The sequence below is a fragment of the Paenibacillus sp. JGP012 genome, from assembly GCF_014203995.1.
Taxonomy (GTDB): Bacteria; Bacillota; Bacilli; order Paenibacillales; family Paenibacillaceae; genus Paenibacillus; species Paenibacillus silvae.
Genome location: NZ_JACHKG010000010.1, coordinates 1 through 12,969, shown reverse-complemented (window position 1 = coordinate 12,969; position 12,969 = coordinate 1). Strand labels below are relative to the sequence as shown.

At 46.8% G+C, this 12,969-nt stretch carries 15 protein-coding genes; 1 reads left to right on the top strand and 14 read right to left on the bottom strand.

Going from position 1 to position 12,969, the window contains the following annotated elements; translation table 11 throughout:
- Positions 1-8: 8 nt before the first annotated feature.
- The 14 genes from HNR77_RS14030 to HNR77_RS13965 form a co-directional block, all read right to left on the bottom strand.
- Positions 9-1,709 carry a hypothetical protein gene (locus tag HNR77_RS14030; protein ID WP_184185231.1) on the bottom strand — a complete coding sequence of 567 codons (1,701 nt, stop codon included), beginning with the start codon at positions 1,707-1,709 and terminating at the stop codon, positions 9-11.
- 206 nt (positions 1,710-1,915) lie between these two features.
- Positions 1,916-2,665: an SDR family NAD(P)-dependent oxidoreductase gene (locus HNR77_RS14025; protein WP_184185228.1), complete on the bottom strand. Its 750-nt coding sequence runs from the start codon at positions 2,663-2,665 to the stop codon at positions 1,916-1,918.
- Positions 2,666-2,789: 124 nt separating this feature from the next.
- Positions 2,790-3,188, bottom strand: coding sequence for a DUF2500 domain-containing protein (locus HNR77_RS14020; protein WP_184185225.1), 399 nt, complete (start codon positions 3,186-3,188; stop codon positions 2,790-2,792).
- A gap of 144 nt (positions 3,189-3,332) precedes the next feature.
- The gene (locus tag HNR77_RS14015; RefSeq protein ID WP_184185222.1) at positions 3,333-3,944 is read right to left on the bottom strand and encodes a C39 family peptidase; all 612 of its coding nucleotides are present in this window, start codon (positions 3,942-3,944) and stop codon (positions 3,333-3,335) included.
- Entirely contained in the window at positions 3,941-4,495 is a 555-nt protein-coding gene (locus HNR77_RS14010) for a GNAT family N-acetyltransferase (protein ID WP_184185219.1), read from the bottom strand. The genes HNR77_RS14015 and HNR77_RS14010 overlap by 4 nt, the downstream gene beginning before the upstream one ends.
- Before the next feature lie 88 nt (positions 4,496-4,583).
- Positions 4,584-5,069, bottom strand: coding sequence for an AAA family ATPase (locus tag HNR77_RS14005; protein ID WP_184185216.1), 486 nt, complete (start codon positions 5,067-5,069; stop codon positions 4,584-4,586).
- A complete protein-coding gene (locus tag HNR77_RS14000) occupies positions 5,062-5,733 on the bottom strand; it encodes a hypothetical protein (RefSeq protein ID WP_184185213.1) in 672 nt (223 codons plus the stop codon). Before HNR77_RS14000 ends, HNR77_RS14005 begins: the two co-directional genes overlap by 8 nt.
- A gap of 18 nt (positions 5,734-5,751) precedes the next feature.
- Positions 5,752-6,309: a GNAT family N-acetyltransferase gene (locus HNR77_RS13995; protein WP_184185210.1), complete on the bottom strand. Its 558-nt coding sequence runs from the start codon at positions 6,307-6,309 to the stop codon at positions 5,752-5,754.
- Between the two features lie 138 nt (positions 6,310-6,447).
- Positions 6,448-6,918, bottom strand: a complete 471-nt coding sequence (locus HNR77_RS13990; RefSeq protein ID WP_260410573.1) for a GNAT family N-acetyltransferase — start codon at positions 6,916-6,918, stop codon at positions 6,448-6,450.
- Positions 6,919-6,957: 39 nt separating this feature from the next.
- Complete coding sequence (locus HNR77_RS13985; protein ID WP_184185204.1) at positions 6,958-7,737, bottom strand: Cof-type HAD-IIB family hydrolase; 780 nt, start codon at positions 7,735-7,737, stop codon at positions 6,958-6,960.
- Positions 7,722-8,555, bottom strand: a complete 834-nt coding sequence (locus tag HNR77_RS13980; RefSeq protein WP_184185202.1) for a phosphotransferase family protein — start codon at positions 8,553-8,555, stop codon at positions 7,722-7,724. Before HNR77_RS13980 ends, HNR77_RS13985 begins: the two co-directional genes overlap by 16 nt.
- Before the next feature lie 33 nt (positions 8,556-8,588).
- Entirely contained in the window at positions 8,589-9,182 is a 594-nt protein-coding gene (locus HNR77_RS13975) for a histidine phosphatase family protein (RefSeq protein WP_184185199.1), read from the bottom strand.
- A gap of 643 nt (positions 9,183-9,825) precedes the next feature.
- Complete coding sequence (locus HNR77_RS13970) at positions 9,826-10,035, bottom strand: hypothetical protein (protein WP_184185196.1); 210 nt, start codon at positions 10,033-10,035, stop codon at positions 9,826-9,828.
- A gap of 211 nt (positions 10,036-10,246) precedes the next feature.
- The gene (locus HNR77_RS13965; RefSeq protein WP_184185193.1) at positions 10,247-11,527 is read right to left on the bottom strand and encodes a WD40/YVTN/BNR-like repeat-containing protein; all 1,281 of its coding nucleotides are present in this window, start codon (positions 11,525-11,527) and stop codon (positions 10,247-10,249) included.
- Positions 11,528-11,864: 337 nt separating this feature from the next.
- On the opposite strand from HNR77_RS13965, the gene HNR77_RS13960 reads away from it, so the two are divergent.
- Complete coding sequence (locus HNR77_RS13960) at positions 11,865-12,794, top strand: L-lactate dehydrogenase (protein WP_111273308.1); 930 nt, start codon at positions 11,865-11,867, stop codon at positions 12,792-12,794.
- Positions 12,795-12,969 lie beyond the last annotated feature (175 nt).

The window sequence follows — 12,969 nt, the reverse complement described above, 5'->3', positions numbered from 1 at the left end:
AGTGCTTGTTAAGGCTTCGCTTCAACCCAGTAATCATAGGCATGTACCAGATTGCCTTTGTACGCCTTATATCCAGACAGGAGCTCCGGCAGCTTGTCTAGCTGATTTTCCATCTCCTTGGCCCCTTGTTCGTAAAACGAGATATGCTCACCCTCATGATTCTGTTTCATTTCAACGGAAACGAGCAGTGATTTCCCCAGACGATCAGCAATCTCCATCTCCTGGCTTACAACCGCAGCGATCCCGTTAGAGCCTTCTGCCGTGTTACGGAAAGCCATCAGAGATACATGATCAAGTGTATCAATCATAAATTCGGTTACCGTTACATCTTTACCCGGGAGCGGGAAGGTATCCAGCCATACCGCGAGATCCGCACTGGTTTCCAGGCTGCTGTCCTTCTTCGTCTCTTCCTGGAAATAAGCAATGTTCGACGCCCATTCGGACAGCAATGTATCCCGATTCTCCGCCCATTCAGGCAACGTGTACGGCTCGATATCCAGATGTATACCTACGAACCGCTCGTCCGGTTCGACTTCTGCATTGTAATTTTTCACATAATCAATCAACCGTTTGATCCGCGGACGATTTTCTTTTTTGCCCCAGATCGGGTGGCCCCCCATAGCATGAACTTCTATGCCCTGTGCTTTCGCTCTTTTCACAAAACTGCGATAACTGGAGTATGGCTGATCCAGATCAAGCCGCACATATAACCAATTGATCTTCTGCTGCTTGGCAAACGCCAGAATATGCTCGCCGCCATCATCCGTGACTTGTGAAGCTTCCCAGATGTAGGTGCCGCGAATCTCGGGCGCACTCACAGGGGGATTTACAGGTTTCTCGGGTAATGGCTGCTCCTCCGGCTCCAGTTCTCCCCAATAGGTCAAATCATGAACGGCTGAGCCAGCGTAGGATTGATGCTCACGGAAGGCCGCAGCGACCTCCTGCAGAGCACCTTCCAGTTGGGAAGCTCCTTTACCCGCAAAGCTCGTAAACTCTTCTCCAGGCATCGGTTTGGTATTTACACCCACCGTAACAAAAGTGCCGCTGGCATCTGCCCATTCCATCTCCTGCTCGATCAGACGAATAATTCCGTTACTCCCTTGTGCATTATCACGGTAAGCGAGTAAAGTGACTTGATCTACATTCTGAATAAACCAGTGTGACAGTGCTTCGTTATCTGCATCTTCAACAGTTCGACTACCCTTGACCGTGTAGGAATCCAGCCAGAAAGGCAGATCGACATGCACAGCGATTCCACCATCCTGCTTCGCTTGCTCCAGTACCCGCTTCATGTTGCTGATCCAGGATTGCACCAGAGGTTTTGCATCTTCCTTCCACGCTGGCAGCACGTAGGGCTTCACATCCAGATGCAGCGCATCAAAGCGTTCGCCCGGCTCCACTGCCTGATTATAATCATGAACCCATGAAGCCAGGCGAAGCATAGGACCCTCGCGGCCCTCCACTCCCCAGGAGGGATCACCGCCAAGTGCCTCAATAGCAATGCCTTCACGACCCGCTTTGGCGATAAACGTTTGATATACCTCTTTTGATATATTCATGTCCACATTCACATACAACCGATTAATCTTATGTTTAGCCGCATTGGCCAGAAGTTCATCTCCTGCATTCTTCACAGACTGTGCCTGCCATACCCAGGCAGCCCGTATATCTACGTCATCCGCCTCAGCAGGTGCCTTGATCCCGATCATTATCATTCCTCCGATCAGTATTAAAAGCCAAAATACTTTCCGGGATGTTTTCCCGAACATACACTCCCTCCATTCCTGTTCTGTTGTAAAATCACATTCATTATAGCAACCGACTTATCAAAAACAAATAAGCCCAAGTGCTTAACTTGGGCTTATTTCATTTCGGAGGAACCTGGAGTAGACCATTACGGGGGAGAGTCCCGGTTCTAGTCCTCATATATCATTTTTCGAGTCATGCCCCCGTCAATTACGAGATTAGTCCCAGTGACAAAGGTATTAGCCGGATCGGACAAATACAAACAAGCCCTTGATATATCCGAAGGCACGCCCACGCGGCCAGATGGATGCTGTGCATGGTCCGCATCTGTAAGCTTCGACACATCTCCGGTCTCGATCCAGCCGGGACTGATACAATTGACCCGAATTTGATCTTTCCCGAGTGAGACTGCCATCGCATGGGTTAATGCTGTAATTGCCCCTTTAGATGCGGCATATGCTTCGCTATCCGGCTCCGACATCATTGCACGAGTAGAGGCCATATTGACGATAGCCCCACCATGTTTATTTTTTTTCATATACCGGGCCGCCTCCCGACTTGCCAGAAAGCAGCTCCTGACATTGATATTAAGCACATCGTCCCATTCGTCCACCGTGAGCTCATAGGGAGACTTCCATCTGGAGACACCCGCGTTGTTCACGAGTACATCAATCTGCTTGAATTCCTTCACTGTGGTCTCACACAGATGCTGGATATCCTGCTCCTTGCGAACATCGCAATGCACAAAGATCGCTTCACCGCCCTCATGGCGAATGGAAGCCGCTGCGGCTGCCCCCTCCGCTTCCTGAACATCCGCCAGTACCACTTTGGCCCCGGCAAGCGCGTAGGCTTCAGCCACACTTCTCCCGATCCCCTGCGCAGCTCCTGTGACAACGACAACCTGATCTGTAAATGACATCATAATTCCTCCTCTATTACATTCTCTGTATACTAATATACAAACATGGTTCTGCATTAAGAAACGCTTGTCCTGCAGTTCGCCAAAAAAAGCTCACGCCACTCGGGCGCAAGCTGCTTCATGTTTAACCTCGCAAACGTTCGGTATACAGGCGATTCGTCCGCTCAAATCCGATATACCGGGTTCCTTTGAAGGACAGCCGCCCTTCATCTCCTTCTGCGCACATGCCGTACTCTTCACCGTTCACTTTGAATTCCAGACGATCTCCGCTCTCCACTTCAAACGTGACATAGTACTGCGTTCGCGCTGGAGTCGTGCTGGCAGCATCGGACGACGACTGGCTCATCTTCACCCGTCTGCTGGTAATGCGGGAGTGTACGGTCAGCAGCGGTTCCGCATTGTTGCGTCCCCACCTCCATACTTCTTTGCCCATCGATAACAGCACAATCGCCAGAATCAGGACAAATGCCACCGGAAAGACGGTTCCAAACAAATCAAACATCCAGGATGATTCAATGCCCATGTCTCTCCCCTCCGTTCATACACTTCGGACAGCCGGAGTCTTGACCCGTCTTCAGTAAATATATATGCGGACGAACACAGAACTTGTTAACCTGATGAAATATTTGCAGGGTAAGTATGGAGCTTTGGCTCTACTATGGAATGATTATGCCGATTTATCCAAGGAATCCAGCTTTGGTTCAATCACGATATAGGAGCGGCGGCTGAAAGGCAGCCATGGTTTCCACAGCGATTCCAGTTCACTGACGCTAATCTTGCGGTTATACAGCGGCTCCTCGCAGTTACGTTTGAAATCAAGTGATTCTGCCAGATAGAAATGTGTTTCATCGTATCCAACAACAGGCACAAAGTGCAGAAAACGCCGGTCTGCATGCACTCGTATAAACAGAATGACCGGAACGCCGCGGCTGATCTGCTGTCTTAACGTGTTGATATTACCGTGCAAATATGTACACGAATACCCTAATCTTTTGAAAAAAACAATAATCGCTTTCGGATACACGGTACCATCCAGTAATTTGCGAGGATACCTCCGATACAGCTGCTCTCCTTCCGACTCCATGCCGAAATGTCTCAGCACAAACGCACTGGAAAAAGCAGCGCATTCAACGTTCTTTTGTATCTCCGTCCTGTTCGGTGAAGAGATCCAATAGGAAGCTGGCACGATTGTACTGTACATGCGGTCTTTCTTTGGGATACTGTAATATCGAAAAACGAACCAGAGGATAACCAGCCATGGCACAATATTGGATATCATTTTAACACACACTCCTGCCATTCACTGGACAATAAACTGTACGTCACAATGTTCTCATAATGATCATACAGCCACTGAGCCTGTCTGGATGTGCCTTCGTTGACGAATCCGAGCTTCTCAGGAATCGCTCTGCTTCTGATATTACTCTCTGCACATTGAATAATAACTCGGTTCAACTTCAGATCATTAAACAGATATGTAATCAATCTTTTGATGGCTGTTGTGATAATGCCCTTGCCTTGAGAGGATTCCGACAGGAAATATCCGATGCTCGTTGTTTTGTTTCTCCAATCTATGTAATGCAGACCTATCATGCCAACCAATTCCTGGTTAAACCACACTCCTGCATCGAAACCATTGTTATCCTCGTAATTACATCTCCATAATTCAATTACAGCATCCAGGTCGTTAGGAGATTGTCGTTTATCCACCCATAGCAGCCATTCTCTCAGAAATACTCTGTTCAGATCAATTAAGGAGTACAGCTCATCACGATCTTGAGGTTGTATTAGCTTTAACTGAATCGCATCATTTACTTGAAAAGGTAACATTCAAAACCTCCATTCATCATCGAAATTCATCGGTTCAAGCCGGGTAAGCCTATCATCATTCTGTAAGACATCAGTCACATTAAAACTTCTACCCGTTCGCTCTCACCCACTGCTCAATCTGTTTCGCAGCTTCCTCGGAAGACAGGTCCGTTGTATCCACCGTTGGCATGGCCGGTTCAAAAGCTGTGTCTGCGTTCTGCAGCAGCCAATTCGCAAAATTACGATGATCCTCGATCATCTCCTCGTTCCATCCCCGTGCTGCTAATCGTGTCCGACGTGTGGTGTCATCACAGTGCAAATTGATGTAGAGAATGCGATCAAACCGATCAATATAACTGGAGGAAGCAATATTTTCAGGCACCATCGTTCCACACAGTACGGTCCCTCTTCCACTTAGCGATATGCTGTACGCCACGCGCAGCCAGTTCTCTTTGGCGATCTGCCAATCCACGTTGTCGATGATATCCATATCAAATACGTCAAATTCAGGCAACAGCTTGCGAACATGCGATGACACCGTTGTTTTTCCCGTACCACTTGCTCCTGTGATGACAAATAAAGGTTGTTTACTCATCTGAATTTCCCCCTTGTGTCCTCCTTGGTGTTGTTCTTGTTTTATATAAGAGCCATGTTTTTATCAAAGACTCTCCATCGTTATGTACTGCAATTTTGTTGTGGTAATAACAATCATCCTGGCAAACCTTTAACTTGGCGATCGGAGCAACAGGCTCATGGCAGAGCCATTCATCAAAAGAGATCCCCCTTGGTTTTGGTGCAGTAAATGATTCTCTGGGCAGGAAATAGACCATTCCTTCTGTCCATGGACCGTTTGATATCGTAGATTGATTCAGGGAATAGAAATGATAGTTTTGTTTCCGTCCCCGAATACATCCGTTACGAAAGCTCCCCTTCAGTCTGCTGCGGTTGAAAATAGCATAGAACATCGGCCAGTGTGGATCGGAAGCAGCAAAAACAGCCTTGGTCCATTGGCCGTTATATAAAGTCTGCTCTCTCGGTTCAAAGATACGTATGCCGGTGTGATTTGACCCGTGAAATACATAAAGTCCTTTTAAAGAAACATAAGTCAAATATCGAAATTTAGCATAAGGCAAGTCATATTCAATCAACCCGTCTTCCGTTGCATTTAAAGCTAATTTCTCATACGCTTGCGCCTCCTCCGTGGAAAACTTGATCGCTGGAGCAGGATACAAGAAGATGCGACACAGCCAATCGAGCATATGGACCCCCAACCTTCGTTATTTTATGGTTTGCGTCCATTCCTCAGCCCGTAAACCATACATTACTCTATGTAGGAACCTCCCGTTTAAAAACTCATAATCTCTTAGCTCACCCTCCCGTTGAAAGCCCAGCTTCTCAGGTATTGCACGACTTCTAAAATTGTCCGCAGCAGCACCAATCTCGACTTTGTTTAAGGAAAGCTTCTCAAAGGCATGTTGGACAAACACATTGACCGCTCTCGTAATTAACCCGTTGCCCTCATACTCCTTGCCCAGCCAATAACCAATCTCTGCCTTTTTGTTCATATAATCAATATCACAATATCCAATCGAACCGGCTAACTCACCGCGCAACCAGATTCCTAACCAATACCCCTCCTCTCGCGCATAGCGAAGACGTGTCCGTTCAATAAAGCTTCTTGAATCCTCTTCCGTTAAAGTCATTTCGGGAATTCTGAGCCAGGCTCCAAGGTGCTCCCTGTTTCGATCTATTAATTGATATAACGCAGTTGCGTCACTTGATGCAAATAAAGAAAGATATGCAGTACCTGTATCATCTAAATTGCGTTTAAACATGTTCATCTCTCCTATACATATGACTAAACCTTCCTTCCGTCCACGTCAATCTCAGTACAGCTCTTCTACAATCGCTATACAATGCTCCAGCCTATCACGACTTTCGGTCAGAAGCAGCTGCATTGTGGTGAGCGTTTACTACACCCGCAGTTGCTTTTTCAAATCGATTCGTATGTATGTTTTCTCGTAACTTGTACCATCTTCATTGTAATATACGGCCTGCTTGGTATACGGCTCTGAGATCGCATGGTAGCCGTGCGCCGAGATAAGCTTGATCATTTGGGGATTCTCGACGGGGTCAACACTCACAAATATTTCGCTGAACCCCAGTTGTATTGCTAACTCTTCCCTGTAACGGATTAGCGCTGAACCAGCACCCTGACTGCGATACTTTTCCTTTACATACAGATCACTTAACTTGGGGACCAGCTTGCCCTGCAATTTGAGCACTCCAAAACCCAAAATGACACGATCCTCATCAGCTGATGCTGCAATAGTGAGTATAGCTTCGTTATTCTCCTGCTGTTTCAGGTACGACCTGAATAATTGTTCATTATTGCGAACTGAACAAAGTTTCGCGATGTCTTCAACAGCGACTGATCTTACCATATACCTCATTCCCCAGCACCTCTCACTCCTTAAACGATATTACAGGCACAGTCTCTCCAAAATAACAGCAACCCCGTCATGTTCATTCGTTTCCGTAATTTCTCTGGCTCTGTATTTTAATTCATCAATTGCATTTCCCATCGCCACAGGCCAGCCGCACCGATCAAAAAGCTCTATATCATTGGCATCATCCCCAAACACCATCACATTTTGTAACAAAATCCCCATAGCATCACATATCAACGAAACAGCATGTTCCTTGGAAGCATGGAGGGCTGAAATCTGCGTTAGCTGTCCATCATCAGTAATCAATATGTTAACATCCGCTTGAAACTTGTTTTGAAAGGCAATCTTGTCCATGTTGCCTGTAAAAAGGATTTTGGAAGCTTCCTGCTGCCTGAGCAAGGCCAGAGGCTTGACTAGTGGCTGTCCGTTTACTTTCATTATTGTCTCCGCATCATAGGGCTTCAAGCTCAGCCATTGATCTCTGACTTCCAAACTGATGTCCAGATTCGGATTACATGCCAGACAGTAGTCCAGAACCTCAGCCGTTAACTCCGGTGTAATTCCTATATGAGTGTTAATTCCGGTATGTCTACAATCGATATAAGCGCCATTGTAATACACAAATGAACCCAGCCTGAGCAACTCTTCTGGTAAAAAAGCTTTCACCGCCCTTGGTGGACGCGCAGTCGCAAATATAAATCTGATCCCGCAGCTGGTACAATCCAGAATCGCCTTTATGCTTCGTTCAGACACCTCTTTGTTAGCCTTCAAAAGTGTTCCATCCAGATCAACGACAATTATCGGGAATTCCATAGACGCTCTCCTATCATACTTCTGTACATTTCTAAAAAAAAATTATAGATTCCCTGCTCAAAGTAGCGATATTCTTCATCGGTTAATCTGCGTTTACCATAGGCATCATAAAACACATCTTTGTCCCGCTCTTCCTCAAATGCACTCACTTTAGGCCGAATAGCCAAAGCCACATCATATCGCGGATCACCATAGGCCGCTCCAGCCCAGTCGATCACACCTGTAATCTCGCCGTCACGCACAAGCACATTATCCATCGTAAAGTCACCATGAATTAAAGTCGGCTCGACCCAACCGGGTCTATTCTCTTTCAAATATGTGAGTAATCCCGCATTGCCATCTACTGTGAAATTCGCTAGATTATACTCTGCTTTCGATATCATTGTATCAAGCCAGGTATGCTCTGTATGCTTATGCTGCCAATCCACTGGACATGAACATTCATGCAGCTGTTTCAGACAGCGACCAAAGCTGGCTATTGCTTTATCTCTTTGCTTTTGGTCCGAATAATCGGTCAGAAATTGCCTTAATGTAACACCTTCCATATAATCCATCAACATCCATCTGGCGTTCTGATCTGCATAAAATGAATGCGCTCTCGGAACAGGCAGTGCCGTTTTCTCAAGATGTCTCAATGCTCTATACTCATCGGCCAGCCATTCGTTATACAATTCGTGCTCTGTTTTTTTAATAACATAACTATGACTCGATGTATGCAGAATGGCCACAGAAGATGTATGTCCCTGACGCGGTATAGTGATCTGCTTGACGTTCCCGATAAGCTCCCGTATTTCGGATGGAATATCTGTCAGCTGCATCGTAACAAGAAACCTCCTTCTATGATAACCTTCTTATATGAAGCTGGAAGGAGAACCGGTGAGATGTTGGGTACAATTATATAATGAGCAATCCCACCGAGGCTCACCGCTGTGAAGCAACGTTAGAGATGTATTCGACAGATTTTCGCGAATGTCTATATGAGCGAGAAGTCGTTTTAATGTGAGGCCGAGCAGCGCCCCATGACTTACAATCAAAATATTTTGATCCGAATGTCGTTCAGCCAGATCGGCAAAACATTCTCTGCCCCTTTTTACGACAGCTTCATGTGGTTCAATGCCCAGATCCAGCTTCGACCAGCCATACCCCCATTGATTCACTCGTTCCTGCTCCGTTGTACCCTCGATTTGTCCGCAGTCCATCTCTCTAAGCCGCTCATCCACACGTATTTCGATTCCATTAACTTCACCAATAATCGCCGACGTTTCCATTGCTCTCGACAAATCGCTTGTATAAATATAATGCCACTGCTCAGAACGAATCCGCTCGGACAACAGTTCTGCCTGTCTCCGTCCCTCTGCATTCAGTGGGATATCTGTGTGTCCTTGCGCGCGATATTGCTCATTCCAGTCCGTTACACCATGCCTGATAAGCCCTAATGTCGCCATATGTATTCCTCTTTTCTTAATATCGCTCAGGCATTCCTTCATCTTCCAATTAAATTGAAGCTATCACAGGTTTGGAGGGTTCGTCAATGGATACGTAGAGGGCACTACAATAATGTTTGGCTAACGATTCTGAGAAACCTTATTTCGCTTGAAAACGATGCATCGAAACTCTAACGATTCGTAGTGACGTTATTTGTGAATTTTAGCCCCATTTCCCCATCGCTCAGCCGATATTCGGCCAAATAACGTTTCTGGGAATCGTTACATTTCTGAATGGCACTAAAATGGCTAAATAAGCTCTGTGGGAATCGTTAGCACGAACTAGCGCATGCCGTCACATTATGGGGCTGAGATTGCTCCAAGATAGCTCAAATATTACTCCAAGCTTGCCACCAGTTTGCGACCTTGCCCGCCTTATCTACTCCCCATAAAATTACCTGCCCCAAGTCCCCGAGCCATACCACCACTCACTGCTTTGATCATGCCCCGCACGCACAACACAAATAAACAAACTGCCGTTGGTCGAAGGCTGACGGCAGTTTGTTAGGCGGTTTTTTGCGATTGTAGCTGCTTATTCTCGAGCTAAAGCCATGTGCAGAAACTCCAGCTTTTCGTAATTCTGATCTCGTCTCCATTTTCTTAATTACGCGTACATCATGTCCATATAGCCTCGGGTAACTTCTACACCTTCTGCCGGCTCCGGCTGACCTGTCTCTGCATGTGCAGCCATGCAAGCTCTCACCGCTTCTTCGGTTGTGCAGCGATTGGCATCGTCGCATGTGTAGCATAAGTGCAGCATGTATCTTGTTAAATCATCCGCCTGTGTGAGTTGAGTTTGTTCGTTGGTTCTCATTGTTATCACTCCTTCTTTTGTTGAGTTAAATATAACATCATCTACGCCTTTTGTTTGTGATTTAATTCACAATATAGTGAAAAAATAAATTAAAAATAAAGGGGAAAACCTCCTTTGAGATTCTCCCCATTCTCATTCTTCGTTTCCTTATACTTCATTCCCCTTGCTTACTGAACCACTTTACCGATTGTCCACCCCTGCGCTCACAGAGTTACAGCACCTTCCAATGCTCTCCCCCATCTACCGTTTGCAGCAGCAGCGAGCGCTTCGCATCTGTATTCTCTACCAGAATCCAGCCCAGCTTGGGCGAGGCCATCTGCATCTTCACGATTTCAGGGTAGTCTTCGAAAATCTTCTTCAGAACGCTGCTCTCGGGATATGCTTTCCACGTTTTTCCCGTGTCCACGGTGTAGTACATGATGCCCCTCTGCATCGCCCAGCCTTCGGTTGGACTCAGAAATACAGGCGCAAGATTGCGATTTATACCTGTCTGCTTGTCCAGACTAAAAGAGTACAGCTTCCAGCTTGCTCCCCCATCGGCGGTGAAGAAACCGCTGAATGTCGTGCTTTCCCCGCGAGCACAGGACATCGCCATCCAGGCCGACTTCGCTTCACGACCGAAGAACTGAGGTGCGCCAAGATTGAAGTTGCCACAGCCGCTGAATTTACTTCGATCAAAAAAGGAGGAAACGGTCCTCCACTGCTCTCCGCCATCTGACGTAACATACAGCTTCGGTGTGCCAAACTCAATCGCGCTCAAGAAGCCATGCTTGGCATCGGAGAACGTCATACCGGTCGTATAACCGCGTCTCGAGATTTCCCCGGTGGTCGTTTTGTCCTTCTCGTCGCTCGAAGTCATTCGTTCCCACGTTGTGCCTCCATTATGAGTAAAGTACAGCATTTTATCCTGCTTGCCAATCCCGGTATCTACCGTGGTCAGCACCCAGCCCTTCTCAGGAGAGACAAAGGATATGGCCGTTACTTTATCCGTCTTGGACAAGGAAGAAAGACTCCAGGTTACACCCCCGTTATTCGTTCGAAGCACAATCGTATCTGTGCCCCCCATACCCTCTCGAACAATCCAGCCATGCATACGATCTACAAAATAAATACTTTCACCATACTTCGGATTCGCCGGAAATTGCACATTCTCAGACGGCGATATGTTTGTCCATGTTTTTCCCTGATCCTGAGTGTAATACAGCCTGAGCGCATTACGCGTGACACCCCAGGCCAAGCCGCCGTTATCATTAATTAACTGAAAGTCGGTCAGGCGAGTCTGAATTTGATATTTGGCCATCTCCGCCGCTTCAGCATTATTGCTGGTGGGGGGGACAACCGTAAGGGTCTGACCGATGTTGCCACCGTCTTCCTGCTGATCTGGGGGTTCCGCTGCAGGCGGCTGTTCCGTTTTGGTGCAGCCAGCCAGCAAAATGATCATTCCTATAGACAGCAAAGCTGTCTGCGCTATTTTTTTCCATTGCCAATGCAAGTGGGTTCCACCTCTCTATCCACCAGACAGGCGCGCATGCCTCTGTGATGGCGTTGTATTTACGATTCATCAGAATCCACTGCTCCTATTCTACCACAAACCTCGACATAAAGGCTCACACCAACTTAGTACCTGCCGATTCGTGTATAACATTGCTGATTTTTGTCTTCTGCTCTAAGTGCACAGCTGCTTCTTCTAACATGTTTTTTCACTGGAACTCGAATTTATTTTTACCAACTGCCAAATCATGTGAAAAAAGTTATAGACAAAACTCGCTTTATCCGACTGAATCCCTTAATATGGATGGTAGTATACCCTAAAAGGAGAGGATAAGAACATGACAACCAATGCAGCATTGAAACCCAGCCGTGTCGTTATTATCGGTATGGGTGCAGTAGGAACAACAACGGGATACACCCTGATGCTCAGACAACGCTCGTCCGAGCTCGTATTCGTGGATGTGAATCATGATAAAGCTACCGGCGAAATGCTGGATATGAACCACGGCCTGCCGTTTACCGGAGGGGTTAAGGTATGGGCTGGCGACTATTCGGACTGCAAAGATGCCGACATCATCATCATTACCGCGGGTGCTTCTCAAAAACCAGGCGAAACGCGGATTGACCTGCTGAAAAAAAATGCAAGCATTTTCAAAGATATCATCGACCGGATTACGGAGGTCAACTCTCACGGAATTCTGCTGATTGCGACCAACCCTGTCGATATCTTATCCTATACATCCTGGAAACAAAGCGGCTGGCCGGCTTCCCGCGTGATCGGCTCTGGTACACTGCTGGACAGCGCACGGTTCCGTTATCTTATTGGTAAAAATAAAGGCATTGATCCACGCAGCATTCATGCTCATATTATCGGTGAACACGGCGATTCCGAAGTACCTGTCTGGAGTCTTGCCAACGTTGCGGGAACAGACCTGGAACTTGACGAAGAAACCCAGCAAGAGATTTTTAACAGCACCAAAAATGCAGCTTACGAGATTATTAATGCAAAAGGAGCCACTTCTTATGCAATCGCTCTCGCTCTCGACCGGATTGTAGCTGCAATTCTGGGCAATGAAGGCTCCGTTCTGAACGTATCCACACTGCTTGAAGATTACAACGGTGTTTCTGATGTGTATCTGGGTGTGCCTTGTGTCGTGGATCGTCATGGAGTACGTGAAATTTTACCGCTGCCATTAAATGAGACAGAGAAAACAGCCTTCCAGGCTTCTGCAAACAAATTGAAAGAACAAATTGCCGGACTGGAATAAGTTTGCGTTCATCCTTACGAATTCAATAAAAAAAGATCATGCAAACACTCCGCATTAGAGTTTTGCATGATCTTTTTTTAATAGTGCGCCCGGCACGGGCGATAACTTGGCGGTGAAAGTCCGCTACAGGCTTGGCAGTAGGAACTGTTAGCCAAGGGCAAGGGTGTCCGTCGCG

Excerpts from the sequence above, each read along its gene's own strand:
- HNR77_RS14015 (WP_184185222.1), bottom strand. The coding sequence starts at position 3,944 with ATGATATCCAATATTGTGCCATGGCTGGTTATCCTCTGGTTCGTTTTT.
- HNR77_RS13960 (WP_111273308.1), top strand. The coding sequence starts at position 11,865 with ATGACAACCAATGCAGCATTGAAACCCAGCCGTGTCGTTATTATCGGT.
- HNR77_RS14005 (WP_184185216.1), bottom strand. The coding sequence starts at position 5,069 with ATGAGTAAACAACCTTTATTTGTCATCACAGGAGCAAGTGGTACGGGA.
- HNR77_RS13980 (WP_184185202.1), bottom strand. The coding sequence starts at position 8,555 with ATGCAGCTGACAGATATTCCATCCGAAATACGGGAGCTTATCGGGAAC.
- HNR77_RS13990 (WP_260410573.1), bottom strand. The coding sequence starts at position 6,918 with ATGGTAAGATCAGTCGCTGTTGAAGACATCGCGAAACTTTGTTCAGTT.
- HNR77_RS14000 (WP_184185213.1), bottom strand. The coding sequence starts at position 5,733 with ATGCTCGATTGGCTGTGTCGCATCTTCTTGTATCCTGCTCCAGCGATC.
- HNR77_RS14020 (WP_184185225.1), bottom strand. The coding sequence starts at position 3,188 with ATGGGCATTGAATCATCCTGGATGTTTGATTTGTTTGGAACCGTCTTT.
- HNR77_RS13995 (WP_184185210.1), bottom strand. The coding sequence starts at position 6,309 with ATGTTTAAACGCAATTTAGATGATACAGGTACTGCATATCTTTCTTTA.
- HNR77_RS14010 (WP_184185219.1), bottom strand. The coding sequence starts at position 4,495 with ATGTTACCTTTTCAAGTAAATGATGCGATTCAGTTAAAGCTAATACAA.
- HNR77_RS13970 (WP_184185196.1), bottom strand. The coding sequence starts at position 10,035 with ATGAGAACCAACGAACAAACTCAACTCACACAGGCGGATGATTTAACA.
- HNR77_RS14030 (WP_184185231.1), bottom strand. The coding sequence starts at position 1,709 with ATGATCGGGATCAAGGCACCTGCTGAGGCGGATGACGTAGATATACGG.
- HNR77_RS14025 (WP_184185228.1), bottom strand. The coding sequence starts at position 2,665 with ATGTCATTTACAGATCAGGTTGTCGTTGTCACAGGAGCTGCGCAGGGG.
- HNR77_RS13975 (WP_184185199.1), bottom strand. The coding sequence starts at position 9,182 with ATGGCGACATTAGGGCTTATCAGGCATGGTGTAACGGACTGGAATGAG.
- HNR77_RS13985 (WP_184185204.1), bottom strand. The coding sequence starts at position 7,737 with ATGGAATTCCCGATAATTGTCGTTGATCTGGATGGAACACTTTTGAAG.